At 72.8% G+C, this 14,775-nt stretch carries 14 protein-coding genes; 5 read left to right on the top strand and 9 right to left on the bottom strand.

Annotated elements, in window-relative coordinates:
* Positions 1-45: 45 nt before the first annotated feature.
* The 5 genes from CIK06_RS14005 to CIK06_RS13985 form a co-directional block, all read right to left on the bottom strand.
* Positions 46-261, bottom strand: coding sequence for a ubiquitin-like protein Pup (locus CIK06_RS14005; protein WP_095565202.1), 216 nt, complete (start codon positions 259-261; stop codon positions 46-48).
* 116 nt (positions 262-377) lie between these two features.
* A complete protein-coding gene (gene dop / locus CIK06_RS14000; RefSeq protein WP_095565201.1) occupies positions 378-1,895 on the bottom strand; it encodes a depupylase/deamidase Dop in 1,518 nt (505 codons plus the stop codon).
* Positions 1,896-2,049: 154 nt separating this feature from the next.
* Entirely contained in the window at positions 2,050-3,831 is a 1,782-nt protein-coding gene (arc, locus tag CIK06_RS13995; RefSeq protein WP_095565200.1) for a proteasome ATPase, read from the bottom strand.
* A gap of 95 nt (positions 3,832-3,926) precedes the next feature.
* Positions 3,927-4,541, bottom strand: a complete 615-nt coding sequence (locus CIK06_RS13990) for a hypothetical protein (protein WP_095565199.1) — start codon at positions 4,539-4,541, stop codon at positions 3,927-3,929.
* 22 nt (positions 4,542-4,563) lie between these two features.
* Positions 4,564-5,511, bottom strand: coding sequence for a tRNA (adenine-N1)-methyltransferase (locus tag CIK06_RS13985; protein ID WP_095565198.1), 948 nt, complete (start codon positions 5,509-5,511; stop codon positions 4,564-4,566).
* 168 nt (positions 5,512-5,679) lie between these two features.
* On the opposite strand from CIK06_RS13985, the gene CIK06_RS13980 reads away from it, so the two are divergent.
* The 4 genes from CIK06_RS13980 (at position 5,680) to CIK06_RS13965 (ending at position 11,042) form a co-directional block, all read left to right on the top strand.
* The gene (locus CIK06_RS13980) at positions 5,680-6,810 is read left to right on the top strand and encodes a PD-(D/E)XK nuclease family protein (RefSeq protein ID WP_095565197.1); all 1,131 of its coding nucleotides are present in this window, start codon (positions 5,680-5,682) and stop codon (positions 6,808-6,810) included.
* A 13-nt stretch (positions 6,811-6,823) separates the two neighbouring features.
* A complete protein-coding gene (locus CIK06_RS13975; protein ID WP_095567816.1) occupies positions 6,824-7,522 on the top strand; it encodes a response regulator transcription factor in 699 nt (232 codons plus the stop codon).
* 209 nt (positions 7,523-7,731) lie between these two features.
* Positions 7,732-8,499 carry an ABC transporter ATP-binding protein gene (locus tag CIK06_RS13970; RefSeq protein ID WP_095565196.1) on the top strand — a complete coding sequence of 256 codons (768 nt, stop codon included), beginning with the start codon at positions 7,732-7,734 and terminating at the stop codon, positions 8,497-8,499.
* Positions 8,499-11,042, top strand: coding sequence for an ABC transporter permease (locus CIK06_RS13965; protein ID WP_095565195.1), 2,544 nt, complete (start codon positions 8,499-8,501; stop codon positions 11,040-11,042). Before CIK06_RS13970 ends, CIK06_RS13965 begins: the two co-directional genes overlap by 1 nt.
* Before the next feature lie 173 nt (positions 11,043-11,215).
* Here CIK06_RS13965 and CIK06_RS13960 read toward each other — a convergent pair whose 3' ends face one another.
* The 3 genes from CIK06_RS13960 to CIK06_RS13950 all read right to left on the bottom strand — a co-directional run bounded on the left by CIK06_RS13960 (position 11,216) and on the right by CIK06_RS13950 (position 13,282).
* Entirely contained in the window at positions 11,216-11,851 is a 636-nt protein-coding gene (locus CIK06_RS13960; RefSeq protein ID WP_095567815.1) for an HAD family phosphatase, read from the bottom strand.
* 143 nt (positions 11,852-11,994) lie between these two features.
* Complete coding sequence (locus tag CIK06_RS13955) at positions 11,995-12,744, bottom strand: neutral zinc metallopeptidase (RefSeq protein ID WP_232534201.1); 750 nt, start codon at positions 12,742-12,744, stop codon at positions 11,995-11,997.
* 67 nt (positions 12,745-12,811) lie between these two features.
* Positions 12,812-13,282 (bottom strand): hypothetical protein, encoded by a 471-nt coding sequence (locus CIK06_RS13950; RefSeq protein WP_095565194.1) that lies wholly within the window; start codon positions 13,280-13,282, stop codon positions 12,812-12,814.
* Positions 13,283-13,433: 151 nt separating this feature from the next.
* Between CIK06_RS13950 and CIK06_RS13945 the strand changes: the two genes are divergently transcribed.
* Entirely contained in the window at positions 13,434-14,225 is a 792-nt protein-coding gene (locus tag CIK06_RS13945; RefSeq protein WP_095565193.1) for an alpha/beta hydrolase family protein, read from the top strand.
* Between the two features lie 7 nt (positions 14,226-14,232).
* Here the strand turns inward: CIK06_RS13945 and CIK06_RS13940 are convergent, their stop codons facing one another.
* Positions 14,233-14,763: a DinB family protein gene (locus tag CIK06_RS13940; RefSeq protein WP_095567813.1), complete on the bottom strand. Its 531-nt coding sequence runs from the start codon at positions 14,761-14,763 to the stop codon at positions 14,233-14,235.
* Positions 14,764-14,775: the final 12 nt, after the last annotated feature.

The raw sequence follows: 14,775 nt of genomic DNA, 5'->3' as shown, positions 1-14,775 counted from the left end.
GTCAGCGCCCGGGTCCGGACGGACCCGGGCGACGCGACCAGGGGCTCACTGGCCGCCCTTCTGCACGTAGCCCCGCACGAACTCCTCCGCGTTCTCCTCCAGCACCGAGTCGATCTCGTCGAGCAGATCGTCGACGTCCTCGGTGATCTCGGCATGCCGCTCGGCCACCTCGGGGTTGGCCTCGACGGCGGCGTCCTCGACCTCCTGGTCCTGCCGCGCCTTACCGGACTGCGACTGACCGCCGGTGTCACGGGTAGCCATGGGGTGCCTCCTCAACATCGCCTAGAGAAAACCTACCCTGCCGGTACGACGCGGGCGCCCGCCGCGCGTGACGTTTCGCGTACGGCGGACGTTCCGGGTTGCCGGCCGGAACCCGTTCACCCGTTGGTGATCGCCTCCAGCAGGTCCTTGGCGCTGGGGCAGCGGTCGAACAGGGCGCCCACGTGCTTGCGCGTGCCCCGCTCGGGCTCCATCATCGGCACCCGGACCAGCGACTCCCGGCCCACGTCGAAGATGACCGAGTCCCAGCTCGCGGCGACCACCTCGGAGGCGTACTGGGCCAGGCACCGGCCGCGGAAGTAGGCGCGGGTGTCCTCCGGCGGCTCGATCATGGCGGTCCGGGTCGACTCGTCGTCCAGCAGCCTGGTCATCGAGCCCCGGGCCACCAGCCGGTGGTAGAGGCCCTTCTCCGGGCGCACGTCGGAGTACTGCAGGTCGACCAGTTGGAGCTTGTGCGAGGACCAGCCGAGATTCTCCCGTTCCCGGTAGCCCTCCAGCAGCCGGAGCTTGGCCACCCAGTCCAGCTCCCCGGCGCACAGCATCGGGTCCTGGCCGAGCCGGTGCAGCACGTCCTCCCAGCGGCCCAGCACGTCCAGCGTGGCGGCGTCCGCGTCGTTGCCGTACCGGTCGTCCACGAACGCGCGGGCCCGCTCGTAGTAGGCCCACTGCAGGTCCAGCGCGGTGAGCCGGCGCCCGTCGCGCAGCCGCATCAGGTGCCGCAGCGACGGGTCGTGGCTGACCGCGCGCAGCTCGGCGACCGGATCGGCGATGCCCAGGTCGGTGCCGAGGACCTTCTCCTCGATCATGCTGAGCACCAGGGCGGTGGTGCCCACCTTCAGGTACGTCGAGATCTCCGACAGGTTCGCGTCGCCGATGATGACGTGCAGCCGGCGGTACTTGTCGGCGTCGGCGTGCGGCTCGTCCCGGGTGTTGATGATCGGCCGCTTCAGCGTGGTCTCCAGGCCGACCTCGACCTCGAAGAAGTCGGCCCGCTGGGAGATCTGGAATCCCGGCTGCGAGCCGTCCTGGCCGATCCCCACCCGGCCGGCGCCGCAGACGATCTGCCGGGTCACGAAGAACGGCGTCAGGTACGCCACGATGTCGGCGAACGGCGTCTGCCGGCGCATCAGGTAGTTCTCGTGCGAGCCGTAGCTGGCGCCCTTGTTGTCGGTGTTGTTCTTGTAGAGGTGGATCGGGTGGCTGCCCGGGATGGTGGCGGCCCGTCGGGACGCCTCGGCCATCACCCGCTCGCCGGCCTTGTCCCAGCGGACCACGTCCAGCGGGTTGGTCACCTCCGGCGTGGAGTACTCGGGGTGGGCGTGGTCGACGTAGAGCCGCGCGCCGTTGGTGAGGATGACGTTGGCCAGCCCCAGGTCCTCGTCGGCGAGCGCCTCCGCCGGGTCGTACGCGGCGCCGGAGTAGGTGAAGCCGCGCGCGTCGCGCAGCGGGGACTCCTCCTCGTAGTCCCACCGGGCCCGGCCGCCGCGGTTCAGCTCGGGCCGGGCGCCGTAGGCATTGACCACCTGGGAGGAGGTGACCATCGGGTTGGCTCCGGGCTGGCTGGGCACGGAAATGCCGTACTCCACCTCGGTGCCCATGATTCGTCGTACCGTCACGCCGCCACCTCGCTTCGATCACCCGTCGCTTCGAGAGTAGTCTCCGCCGGACTCCGGGCAGGCGTGGCATGCCGACCCGTCCGCCCCGGGGCCGGCGGCGGGAACACGACGGCGGCCCGGTGTCCGGGACACCGGGCCGCCGAGGCGTGCTGGGTCAGAGGTACTGGCCGGTGTTGCTGGCGGTCTCGATGGACCGGCCGGCCTCGGCACCCTTGCCGCCGGAGACCAGCGTGCGGATGTAGACGATCCGCTCGCCCTTCTTACCGGAGATCCGGGCCCAATCGTCCGGATTTGTGGTATTGGGCAGATCCTCGTTCTCGCGGAACTCGTCGACGCAGGCGTCGAGCAGGTGCTGCAACCGCAGCCCCTTGCGACCCGAGGAGAGGAACTCCTTGATGGCCATCTTCTTGCCCCGGTCCACGATGTTCTGGATCATGGCGCCGGAGTTGAAGTCCTTGAAGTACAGGACCTCCTTGTCGCCGTTGGCGTAGGTGACCTCAAGGAAGCGGTTCTCCTCGGTCTCGGAGTACATCCGCAGCACCACCGCCTCGATCATGGCGGCGACCGTGGCCTGCGCGTCGTTGCCGTGCTCGGTCAGGTCGTCCGGGTGCAGCGGCAGCCCGGGCAGGATGTACTTCGAGAAGATGTCCTTGGCCGCCTCCGCGTCGGGCCGCTCGATCTTTATCTTCACGTCGAGTCGGCCGGGCCGCAGGATCGCCGGGTCGATCATGTCCTCCCGGTTGGAGGCACCGATGACGATGACGTTCTCCAGGCCCTCCACGCCGTCGATCTCGCTGAGCAGCTGCGGAACGATCGTGTTCTCCACATCGGAGGAGACGCCGGAGCCGCGGGTGCGGAACACGGAGTCCATCTCGTCGAAGAAGACGATCACCGGGGTGCCCTCGCCGGCCTTCTCCCGGGCCCGCTGGAACACCAGCCGGATGTGCCGCTCGGTCTCGCCGACGTACTTGTTGAGCAGCTCGGGACCCTTGATGTTGAGGAAGTAGCTGGTGTGCTTCTCCTCACCACGACGCTCGGCGATCTTCTTGGCCAGCGAGTTGGCCACCGCCTTGGCGATCAGGGTCTTGCCGCAGCCGGGCGGCCCGTAGAGCAGGATGCCCTTCGGCGGCCGCAACTGGTGCTCGCGGAACAGGTCCGCGTGCAGGAAGGGCAGTTCCACCGCGTCGCGGATCTGCTCGATCTGGGCGTGCAGGCCACCGATGTCGGTGTAGTCGACGTCGGGGACCTCCTCCAGGACGAGCTCCTCCACCTCGCTCTTCGGGATCCGCTCGTACGCGTAGGACGATCTCGGCTCGATCATGAGCGAGTCGCCCGCGCGCAGCCCGACCCCGATCAGCGTCTCGGCCAGGTGGACGATCCGTTCCTCGTCGGCGTGCGAGATCACCAGCGACCGGTCGGCGGCGCCGCCGGTCGGGTTCTCCAGCAGTTCCTTGAAGGTGACGACCTCACCCACCCGCTCGTAGCCGAACGCGTCGACCACGTTGAGCGCGTCGTTGAGCAGCACCTCCTGGCCCCGCTTCAGCTCGTCGGCCTCCAGCGACGGCGACACCGCCACCCGCAGCTTGCGACCGCCGGTGAAGATGTCCACGGTGCCGTCATCGTGCCGGGCGAGGAAGACGCCGTAGCCACTCGGTGGCTGCGCGAGCCGGTCGATTTCCTCCTTCAGGGTCACGATCTGGGCCCGTGCCTCCTTGAGGGTGTTCACGAGCCGATCGTTGTTCTCCGTCAACCTGGCCAGCTGCGCCTGGGTTGCGGCCAGCCGCTCTTCGAGCTGCCTGACGTGTCGAGGGCTTTCGGTCAACTTGCGCCGCACCAGAGCGAGTTCCTCTGTCAGGAACGCGACCTGGGTGGAGAGATCGTGGGCCTCCTTCTCCCACCGTGCGGCGCGCGAGTCCGCGTCGTCGCTGCGTGCCACGTCCCACCTCCCCGGGGGCTTGAACGTTCTGCCCTAACACTAGCCGGTATGAGGCCCGTTCGGTCCCGCGCAACGCCCTCGTCACTGAAGCTTGATCACTTCCGGGGGTTGTCCGGGGCGCCGGAACGGTCCGGTACGCCGGGACGAACCGGGCGGCCGACCATCGAGGCGACCAATCGGGCGAACTCCTCAAGACGCGCGATCTGCCCCGCACCGCCGTCGTCCAGGGTCTTGCCGAAGCGCAGCGCGTCGTGCCGGGGCGGCGAGCCGTCGTCCGCGGGCACGGTCTCATCCATCGAGCTGAGCAGCAGGTAGACGTCCACGCTGTCCACCCGCAGGGTGCCGGCCCTGGTCCGGATCAGCCGCCGCCGGCAGCCGACCTCGGTGACCGTCGAGGCCGGGACCACCCGCAGCGACGAGGTCATCGAGCCGGGCGGGCCGTCATCCGGCGGGACGTCCTCGCCGTGCCACAGGATGACCCGGCCGCCGTCGCAGACCGCGACCTCCTGCCACACCCCGTTCACCTCGTTCACGAACCGCTCCAGCGTGAACCCCAGCACCGGGGCGCCGTGCAGCGCGGCGGTCAACTCGTCCAGGGCCACCTCGGGATCGCGCAGGTAGGCCCGGGCCGCCGCCGGCAGGTCCCGGTAGGGCGACCAGTCCGGAAAGACGGCGGGCAGGTCACCGCCGCCGAACGTCGGCCGGCTCACGACCGGACCGCGCGTCCGGCGCTCACCGGTCCCGCTCCCCGTCGTCCACGCCGTCACCCGCGGGGCGCGCCGCACGCGCCTCCTGGCGCCGCAACGCGTACGCCTCGGCGCCCTTGCTCGGTTTGCGCCGGCGCGGCGGCGCGGTGACCCCCGGCGCGAGCCGGCGGGCCGACACCAGGAACGCGGTGTGCGCGATCATGCGGTGGTCGGGCCGGACCGCCAACCCGTCGACGTGCCAGTCGCGCACCAGCGACTCCCAGGCGCGCGGCTCGGTGAAGCAGCCCCGCTCGCGCAGCGCCTCCACCAGCTCGGAGAGCTGGGGCGTGGTGGCCACGTACCCGATGAAGACGCCGCCGGGCACGAGCGCCCGCTCGACCAGGTCGAGCGCCTCCCACGGGGTGAGCATGTCCAGGATGATCCGGTCGAAGCCGGTCTCCGCGCAGTCGACGACGTCGCCGACCCCCAGCGTCCAGCCCGGGTGCGGCCCGCCGAAGAACGCCTCCACGTTGCGCCGGGCGATCTCGGCGAAGTCCGACCGCAACTCGATGCTGTGCACGCTGCCGGTGGCCCCGACGGCACGCAGCAGCGAGCAGGTCAGCGCCCCGGAGCCGGCGCCGGCCTCCAGCACCCGGGCGCCGGGGAAGACGTCGCCCATCGCCACGATCTGCGCGGCGTCCTTCGGGTAGATGACCTGGGCGCCGCGCGGCATGGACAGCACGTAGTCGGACAGCAGCGGACGCAGCGCCAGGTAGGTGGTGCCGCCCGCGGAGGTGACCACGCTGCCGTCCGGCCGGCCGATCAGGGCGTCGTGCTCCACCGCACCGCGATGGGTGTGGAACTCCCGGCCCGGCTCCAGCGTGATCGTGTGCAGTCGGCCCTTGGGATCGGTGAGCTGGACCCGGTCGCCGGGCCGGAACGGCCCGCGGTGCGGTGGTGCGGCGGCGGGCGGGGCGGCGGGTTGAACGGTCACTTATGCCATCTTCCGTGTCGGTCCGACGGTCCGGGCGACCGGCCGGCGGTGCCGGACGGGCGCGCGGCGCCACGCGGTCTGCTCCATCCTTGCGATGCTACGCATCATCGGTTCGGCACTCCGGACGGCCTGGGTGATCATGTCGGCGGCGTGGCTTAGCCTTCGGACATGGCGGCGGATACGGCGACTCCGAACGACACGGCGACCCAACCCGGCCCGGCGGCCGTGGCCGGCGCGACCGGCTCGACCGGCACAGCCGGCGGGGCCGGCGCGATCCCGGGCCAACGGCCGGACCGGCCGGCGGCGGCGCGGACACCGGGGGACCGCCGGGCGGCCTCGCTGTCGCCGTCCCGGGCCGCCGACTTCAAGACCTGCCCGCTGCTCTACCGCTTCCGCAGCATCGACCGGCTGCCCGAGCGGACCACGGCCGAGCAGATCCGCGGCACCCTGGTGCACGCGGTCCTGGAGCGCCTCTTCGACCTGCCCGCCGACCAGCGGACCCCCGAGGCGGCCGCCGCCCTGGTGGAACCGCAGTGGGCGCGGCTGCTGGCGGCCGAGCCGGCGCTGCGGGACCTGTTCACCGCCGAGGAGCCGGCGGCGGTGAAGGCGGCCGCCGAGCCCACGGCGGCGCCGGCGGACGCGGAGGCGGAGGCGGACGCGCCGGCGGACATCGCGGACCCGGCGGACATCGCGGACCCGGCGGATCCGGCGGAGCTGGACGCCGAGCGGCTCGCCGGGTTCCTCGCCTCCGCCCGCGACCTGCTCGGCGGCTACTTCGCGGTGGAGGACCCGCGCCGGCTGGAGCCGGCCGAGCGGGAGAGCCTGGTCTCGGCCACGGTCGACGGCGGCGAGCTGCTGATCCGCGGCTACATCGACCGGCTGGACGTGGCACCCGACGGCGCGCTGCGGGTGGTGGACTACAAGACCGGCGGCGCCCCGCGCGAGGCGTTCGAGGCCCGGGCGCTGTTCCAGCTCAAGTTCTACGCCCTGGTGCTGTGGCGCACCCGCCAGGTGGTGCCCCGGGTGCTGCGCCTGCTCTACCTCAAGGACGCCGAGATCTGCGACTACACCCCGGAGGCCGAGGAACTGCTCCGGTTCGAACGCACCCTGGTGGCGCTCTGGCAGGCCATCGAGCGGGCCACCGCCGCGCAGGACTTCCGCCCCAAGCCCAGCCGGCTGTGCGACTGGTGCAGCCACCAGGCGCACTGCCCGGCGTACGGCGGCACTCCCCCGCCGTTCCCGGTCATCCCGGCGCCGGCCGCGGGCGGCGCGCCGGAGGCACCGGGTGCGGATGAGTGAAATGGGCGCCTCGATGACGGACCGGGCCGGCGTGCCGGCCCGCCGCGCCCGGCCGGTCCGGATCCTGCTCGTGGACGACCAGCCGCTGCTGCGCACCGGGTTCCGGATGGTGCTCGGGGCCGAGGCGGACCTGGACGTCGTGGGCGAGGCCGGCGACGGCGCCGAGGCGGTGGAGCTGGCCCGCCGGCTGCTGCCGGACGTCGTGCTGATGGAGATCAGGATGCCCCGGATGGACGGCGTGACCGCGACCCGGCGCATCGTCGCGGCGCGGCTGCCGGTCCGGGTCCTCCTGCTGAGCAGCCTCGACCTGGACGAGCACGTGGTGGGCGCGCTGCGGGCCGGGGCCAGCGGGTTCCTGGCCAAGGACGCGCCGGCCGGCAACCTGGCCAGCGCGATCCGCACGGTCGCCGGCGGCGACCTGGTGGTCGCGCCGCGGGTGCTGCGCCGGCTGCTGGACCGGCTGGTCCAGGCGCTGCCGGACCCCTCGGGCACGCCCCGGCCGGTGGTCGGGGCGTTGACCGAACGGGAACGGGAGGTGCTGGTGCAGATGGCCCGCGGCCTGTCGAACCTGGAGATCGCCCGCGCGCTGTCGGTCAGCGAGACGACGGTCAAGACCCACGTGCGGCACGTGTTGACCAAGCTCGGCCTGCGCGACCGGGTGCAGGCGGTGGTACTGGCGTACGAATCGGGGCTGGTCCGCCCGGGTGGCTGACCGTTCTTGCCCCTGCCGTTACGGCAGGCCGTACGGTCGGCGCGGGTCGGGGGGAACCCCGAGCCGGGATCGGGGCCGACCCGCAGCGGGAAATCCGCCTGCCCTCCGTCCGAAGTCGGAGGTACGCCTTGCCGGCCGCTCGGACAATGGAAGCCACCGGTGGGGCCGTCGGCGCCCGACCGGACGCTGGAGAACGAAGGAGTGCGACATTGACCGCGACGGTGGCCCGCGACATGGGGGCGGCGGCCCGCGCCCGGGATGTGTGGAAGGTGTACGGCAGCGGCGAGGCCCAGGTGGCGGCCCTGCGCGGGGTGAGCGCCGAGTTCGAACGGGGGCGGTTCACGGCGATCATGGGCCCGTCCGGGTCCGGCAAGTCCACCCTGATGCACTGCCTGGCCGGCCTGGACACGGTCAGCCGCGGCACGATCGAGATCGGTGACACCACGGTCACCGGGCTGGGCGACGCCGGCCTGACCACGCTGCGGCGGGACAAGGTCGGCTTCATCTTCCAGCAGTTCAACCTGCTGCCCACGCTGTCGGCGCGGGAGAACATCCTGCTGCCGCTGGCGATCGCCGGCCGCAAGCCCGACCCGCAGTGGTTCGACACCGTGATCAACACGGTCGGCCTGCGCGACCGGCTCGGGCACCGGCCGAGCCAGCTCTCCGGCGGGCAGCAGCAGCGGGTGGCCTGCGCGCGGGCGCTGGTGTCCCGGCCCGAGGTGGTCTTCGCCGACGAGCCGACCGGCAACCTGGACTCCCGGTCCGGCGCCGAGGTGCTGGGCTTCCTGCGCCGCTCGGTGGCCGAGTTCGGGCAGACGATCGTGATGGTCACCCACGACCCGGTGGCGGCCTCGTACGCCGGTCGGGTGGTCTTCCTGGCCGACGGGCAGATCGTCTCCGAGCTGGTGGAGCCGACCCCGGAGACCGTGCTGGACACGATGAAGAAGCTGGACGCCCCGGGCGAGGCGACGCTCTGATGCTGCGCGCCACGATCAAGAGCCTGCTGGCCCGCAAGCTGCGGCTCATCCTGTCCGGCCTGGCCGTCGTGCTGGGCGTCATGTTCGTCTCCGGCGCCTTCGTGCTCACCGACACCCTCGGCCGGTCCTTCGACGCGGTCTTCGCGGACGCCTACGCGGGGGTGGACGTCGGCATCAGCGGGGAGCCGAAGGTGAGCGGCGACAGCGGTCAGGCCCCGCCGGTGCTGCCGGCCACGGCCGTGAGCACCGTGCGCCAGGTGCCGGGCGTGGCCTCGGCCACCGGCGAGGTCGCCGCCGACGGCGCCCAGCTGATCGGTGCCAACGGAAAGGCGCTGACCTCGTTCGGCCCGCCGCAGCTCGGCGAGAACTGGACCGGCGAGAGCGACCTGGTCAAGCTGCGCGAGGGGCGGGCACCGGCGGCCGACGACGAGATCGTGGTGAACGCCGCCACCGCCGCGGCCGCCAAGGTCGCCGTCGGCGACCGGGTGGGGGTGCTCACCGTGGCCGCGCCGAAACAGGAGTTCCGGCTGGTCGGGATCTTCGGCTACAGCGGCGACCGGGACAGCATCGGCGGCCTTCAGGAGGTGGCGTTCACCGAACCGGTCGCGCAGCGGCTGATGCTCGGCGAGACCGGCGTGTACACCAACATCAGCGTGACCGCCGAGAGCGGCGTCGCGGACACCGCGCTGCGGGACCGGATCTCCGCGGCGCTCGGCGACGGGTACGTCGTCAAGACCGGTCAGCAGCTCTCCGACGACTCCTCGGCCCAGCTGAAGCAGGGGCTCTCCTTCTTCAACAAGATCCTGCTGGGCTTCGCGGGCGTGGCACTGTTCGTCGGGATCTTCCTGATCCTGAACACGTTCTCGATCGTCGTCGCGCAGCGCACCCGGGAACTGGCCCTGCTGCGGGCCGTCGGCGCCAGCCGCCGACAGGTGATCAGCTCGGTGCTGCTGGAGGCCGTCGTGGTGGGGCTGCTCGCCTCGGCCATCGGCCTGGGCGCCGGGGTCGGCGTCGGCGCGCTGCTGGCGTACGCCTTCGGCCAGCTCGGTGGCGGCCTCGCGCTGGCCGGCGTCGGCCTGCCGGCCACGGCGGTGATCAGCGCGTTCGCGGTCGGCCTGCTGGTGACCCTGGTGGCCGCCGTGCTGCCGGCGCTGCGCGCGGCCCGGATCCCTCCGGTGGCGGCCCTGCAGGACGTCGCCACGCCGGACCGGCCGCTCACCCGGATCACCGTCGCCGGTGCCCTGGTCGGCGCGGCCGGCGGCGCCCTGCTCGGCCTCGGCCTGGCCGGCAGGGCCGGCGACAACACGCTCTGGGCGATCCTCGGCGGCGTGCTGGTGGCGTTCATCGGGGTGGCGCTGCTCACCCCGGCGATCAGTCGCCCGGTGGTGTCCGTGCTGGGCCGGCTCTTCTCCTGGTCGGTCCCGGGCCGGCTGGGCCGGCTGAACTCCGGCCGCAACCCGCGACGCACCGCGATCACCGCCGCCGCACTGATGGTGGGCATCGCACTGGTCACCGGGGTGAGCGTGATCCTGGACTCGGCCAAGGGCAGCATCACGGCGCTGGCCAAGGACACCATCCAGGCGCAACTGGTGATCTCCGGCAGCCGGACCGGCGCCCGGCCGGCGAGCTTCGACCCGGCGGTGCTGGACAAGGCCGCCGCGCTGCCGGGCGTCCGGCTGGTGGACGGCGAGTACGGCGACATGGCGATGGTCGACGGCCGGCGGACCTGGGTGGCCGCCAGCAGCAACGTGGCGGCGCTGACCCGGATCTTCCAGGCGACCGCGACGGCCGGCACCATCGACCGGCTGGCCGACAACGAGGTGCTGGTCTCCTCGGACGTGGCCGCCGGCCGCAACCTCGGCGTGGGCAGCACGATCACCGTGCAGTTGGCCCGGGGCGAACCGCGCACCTACACGGTGAGCGGCATCTACAGCAGCTCGCAGCTGACCAACCCGATGCTGCTGCCGGTGGCCGCGACCAGCGACTTCACCGTCCCGAAGCCGAGCCAGGGGTTCATCCAGCTCGCCGAGGGCACGCCGGTCGGTCAGGTCCAGCCGCAGGTGGAGGCGTTGCTGGCGGACAGCCCGGAGGTGTCGGTGGCCGACCGGGACGCCTTCATCAGCCAGCAGACCGAACAGCTCGACTCGATCCTCACCATGATCCAGATCCTGCTGGCGCTGGCCATCCTCATCGCGGTTCTCGGCATCGTCAACACCCTGGCGCTGTCGGTGCTGGAGCGCACCCGCGAGCTGGGCCTGCTGCGGGCGATCGGTCTGCGACGCAGCCGGACCATGTGGATGATCACCGTCGAGGCGGTGGTGATCTCGGTGTTCGGCGCGCTGCTCGGGGTCGTGGTCGGCACCGGGCTGGGCGCCGCGGTGGTCCGCGCCCTGAACTCGGAGGGCATCGACCGGCTGGTCCTGCCCTGGGGTCAGATGGGCCTGTTCCTGGGCCTGGCCGCGATCATCGGGGTGATCGCGGCGGTGCTGCCGGCGATCCGGGCCGCCCGGATCAACGTGCTGGGCGCCATCGCCCACGAGTAGGGCTCCGGGGGGTGCCCCGCCGGGGGTGTGCCGTGGAGATCCGCGGGACGCCCCCGGCGGCACGCCGGAGGCCCGCCGGGGGGCGTTCCGGGGGCGTCCCGGGGCCGACCGGGGGCGTCCTGGGGCGTTCCGGGGGCCGGACCGGGGCGGCCGGCGACGTGCCGCGCGCCCGGTCAGCCGGCGAGCCGGGCGCGCAGGCTCGCCAGCAGTTCCAGGTCCGCACCGGTCAGGCTCTCCAGCCGGCGTACGCCCTCGACCGGCGCGAGCGGCACGTCGGAGGGGACGGCCAGCACCGCCGCGCCGGCGGCCAGCGCGCTGGCCACCCCGGCCGGCGAGTCCTCCACCGCGACGCACCGCCCGATCGGCACCCCGAGCAGCCGCGCCGCCGTGAGGTACGGCTCCGGGTGCGGCTTGGTGTTCGTCACCTCGTCGCCGCAGACCACCACGTCGAAGTTGGTGCGGCCGATCGTCTCCAGCACCACCTCGACCAGCGGGCGGGCGGTGGAGGTGACCAGGGCGGTCGGGATGCCCGCCGCGCGTACCGCCTGGAGCAGTTCCAGCGCGCCCGGCCGCCAGCGCACGTCGGTGAGGAACAGCTCGGCCACCCGCTGTTCCAGCCAGGCGGCGCCGGTGCGGGCGTCGCGCCACTCCTGGCCCAGGTCGGCGTGCAGGACCGCCATCGATTCGGCCATCGCGGAGCCGACCATGGCCGCGCGGGCCTCGGGCGAGACGGTTCCGCCGTACGAGGCGGCCAGCTCGTTGATCGCGATGGTCCAGAGCTTCTCGCTGTCGATGAGCGTGCCGTCCATGTCGAACAGCACGGCGGCGGGGGCGGGGCTGGTCAGGGCGTCCTCCTGGCGACTCGCGGGACGCACCGATCGTGCCACCACCGCCGCGGGCGGCCCGATCCGCCGGACATCGACGTGACGCAGGTCAAGCCGGCGCCCGCCGGTCAGCTCAGCTTGCAGGCGGCCAGCGAGCGGCGGTACCCGTCGAAGAACGAGGCGGTCCGCTGCTTCGCGCTGCCGTGCGAGCCCTCCGCGAACCACGGCTGTCCCGGGTCGTCGGCCACCGCCGCCAGTCCGGTGCGAAGTTCGTCCAGGTCGCCGTCCTGCAGGTTGAGGTCGCCGTCGCGGACCGAATCGCCGATGTACGCCCCGGCCATGCAGTCGGCCTGCAACTCCTGCTGGATGGTGAAGCTGTACCGGATGCCCAGCCGGGTCTGGATGCCGTGCGCGTACTCGTGGCCGAGCAGGTAGTACAGGAACGCGTCGCCGATCTTGCGGAACGCCGAGACGGCCCAGACGACGTCGTACGCGATGAAGTCGCCGGCCGAGCAGTACAGCGCGTTGTTCCGCGGCACGGGCTGGCCGCCGCAGGTGACCTCGCCCTCCCGCTGGTAGGCCACCACCTGCTGGACCGGCGTGAACGGCTGCCCGTTCTCCTGGAACCGGGCCGCCCAGTACTGCTCGGCCAGGCCGACGGCGCCGCGCAGGTCGCTCTTGAACTCGCCGATCGTCATCGTGCCGTCCTCCTGCTGCCCCTGCGGCGGGGAGGACCGCTGCCCGGACGAGCCGTCGGCGGGGCGCTCGGCGCCCCCGCGCCCGGGACCCAGGCCGCAGGCCAGCGCCACCACGAGCGCGGTCAGCAGCGCCCCGAGGCGGAGGCCGGCGCCGGAACGATCACGGTCGGTACGCTGCACGATGATCTCCTCGGGTGGTGGTGGTACGGCATTTCTACCCAACGCGGCTTCGGGCGAGGCGCCGGGCTCAGGCCGGTACGTCGCCGCGGCTGACCGCCAGCGCGGCCGCCTGGTCGACCGCTCCGGTGCGTACCGTGGCGAGCGCGTCGCCCGACGGCGCCGCCGGCGACCGACCGGGGTCGAGGTCGGGGTCGGAGTCGTCGGGATGTCCGGTGTCCGGACGCTCGCCGGTCGGGTATCCGCCGGTCGTCGCGTGCTCGCCGGTCGCCGCGTGCTCGCCGGTCGTCGCGTGCTCGCCGGTCGGATGCTCGCCGGTCGTCGCGTGCGCGCTGTCCGGGTGCTCGGCGCTCAGCGCCGTCACGAGCGCCGGCACCTGATCGGCCGGCAGCCGGAACGAGCTGCGACACAACGGCCCGAGCCACAGCGACAGCACCACGATGTCCTGCTCGGGATGGTGGGTGATCCGCATGGTGCGCTCCGCACCACGGACGTCCGCAAAGACGCCACCCTCGGACCCGCCCGCCCGGATCTCGCCCATGCCCCCAGCATGCCGCACCGGGGGCGCCGCCGAGAAGCCCGCACCGGCCGGCCCCGGGCCGCCCCGCCGGCAGGGACACGCCCTGGTCCGGTGCCCCGCGCTCCCCCGCGGCGGCGCCCGGACACGGGTGCACCGGCTAGGCTCCGGCGGCATGGCGCTGCTGCGGTGTGACTTCTTCTCCGAGGTACTGGGCCTGAGCACGTCGATGACGGTGCTGCTGCCGCAGCGCACGTCGGTGCAGATCGGCATGACCGGCGCCGCGCCCGACGGCGACCCGCCGGTGCTGTACCTGCTGCACGGGCTGAGCGACGACGACACCATCTGGCTGCGGCGTACCTCGCTGGAACGGTACGTGGCGCCGCTCGGCCTCGCCGTGGTGATGCCCCAGGTGGGGCGCAGCTTCTACGCGGACGAGGCGAACGGCAACCGGTACTGGACGTTCCTGCACGAGGAACTGCCCGCGGTGTGCCGGGACTTCTTCCGGTTCTCCGACCGCCGGGCCGACAGCTTCGTCGCCGGGCTGTCGATGGGCGGCTACGGCGCGCTGAAGTGGGCGCTGCGCGACCCGGGCCGGTTCGCCGCGGCGGCCAGCCTCTCCGGCGCGCTGGACCTGGCCCGCCGGACCGCGGACAGCACCGACCGACCGCTCGATCCGGCGGTCTGGCACACGGTGTTCGGCTGCCGTCCGGTGCACGGGACCGACGACGACCTGTTCACGCTGCTGGACCGGGCCGACCCGGCGGCGCTGCCCGCGCTGTACGTCTGCTGCGGCACCGAGGACCACCTGCACGAGGACGCGGTGCGGTTCGCCGCGGCGGCCCGGGCTCGCGGCGTACCGGTCACCGTCGAGTCCTCCGCCGGCGGGCACGAGTGGGCGTACTGGGACGCCAAGATCCAGGACGTGCTGGCCTGGCTGCCGCTGGGCGACCGCCACCCGGCCTGAGCGGCGGTCACTGGCCGGTGCGGCCGTCCAGACACTCGCGCAGCAGGTCGACGTGGCCGGCGTGCCGCGCGTACTCCTCGATCATGTGCACGAGCACGTCGCGGATGGCCACCTGGTCGCCGCGCAGCGGCACCATGCGGGCCAGGTCGGCCTCGTCGAGGGCGTCGAGCCACTCGTCGGCCTTGGCGATCTCCGCCTTCCAGGTGGTGAAGGCGTCCCGCACCACCTCCGGGTCGGCGACCGCGCCGGTGAAGTCCCAGTCCGGATCGTCCTCCCGCTTGTACAGCCGCTCCCCCTCGGTCCGGCCCTGGAGCACCCGCTGGAACCAGTGGTTCTCCACCTGGGCGAGGTGCCGGACCAGACCCAGCAGGCTCATCGTGCTGGGTGGCACGGCCCGGCGGGCCAGTTGTTCGGCGTCCAGGTCCTCGCACTTCATCTCGACGGTCAGCCGGTAGCTGCGCAGGTACGCCTGATAGGTCACCTTCTCCCCGACCGGGTTGCCGAAGTCGCGGGGGTCCTTTTCGGGAGAAGTCCACATGTTGCTCACCGG

The sequence above is a fragment of the Plantactinospora sp. KBS50 genome, from assembly GCF_002285795.1.
Lineage (GTDB): Bacteria > Actinomycetota > Actinomycetes > Mycobacteriales > Micromonosporaceae > KBS50.
This window is presented reverse-complemented; position numbering and strand designations above follow the sequence as displayed.

Coding starts and splice junctions, on each gene's coding strand:
- CIK06_RS14005 (WP_095565202.1), bottom strand. CDS start 261: ATGGCTACCCGTGACACCGGCGGTCAGTCGCAGTCCGGTAAGGCGCGG.
- CIK06_RS13980 (WP_095565197.1), top strand. CDS start 5,680: ATGGCGGCGGATACGGCGACTCCGAACGACACGGCGACCCAACCCGGC.
- CIK06_RS13975 (WP_095567816.1), top strand. CDS start 6,824: ATGACGGACCGGGCCGGCGTGCCGGCCCGCCGCGCCCGGCCGGTCCGG.
- CIK06_RS13965 (WP_095565195.1), top strand. CDS start 8,499: ATGCTGCGCGCCACGATCAAGAGCCTGCTGGCCCGCAAGCTGCGGCTC.
- CIK06_RS13960 (WP_095567815.1), bottom strand. CDS start 11,851: ATGGACGGCACGCTCATCGACAGCGAGAAGCTCTGGACCATCGCGATC.
- CIK06_RS13950 (WP_095565194.1), bottom strand. CDS start 13,282: ATGGGCGAGATCCGGGCGGGCGGGTCCGAGGGTGGCGTCTTTGCGGAC.
- CIK06_RS13945 (WP_095565193.1), top strand. CDS start 13,434: ATGGCGCTGCTGCGGTGTGACTTCTTCTCCGAGGTACTGGGCCTGAGC.
- CIK06_RS13940 (WP_095567813.1), bottom strand. CDS start 14,763: ATGTGGACTTCTCCCGAAAAGGACCCCCGCGACTTCGGCAACCCGGTC.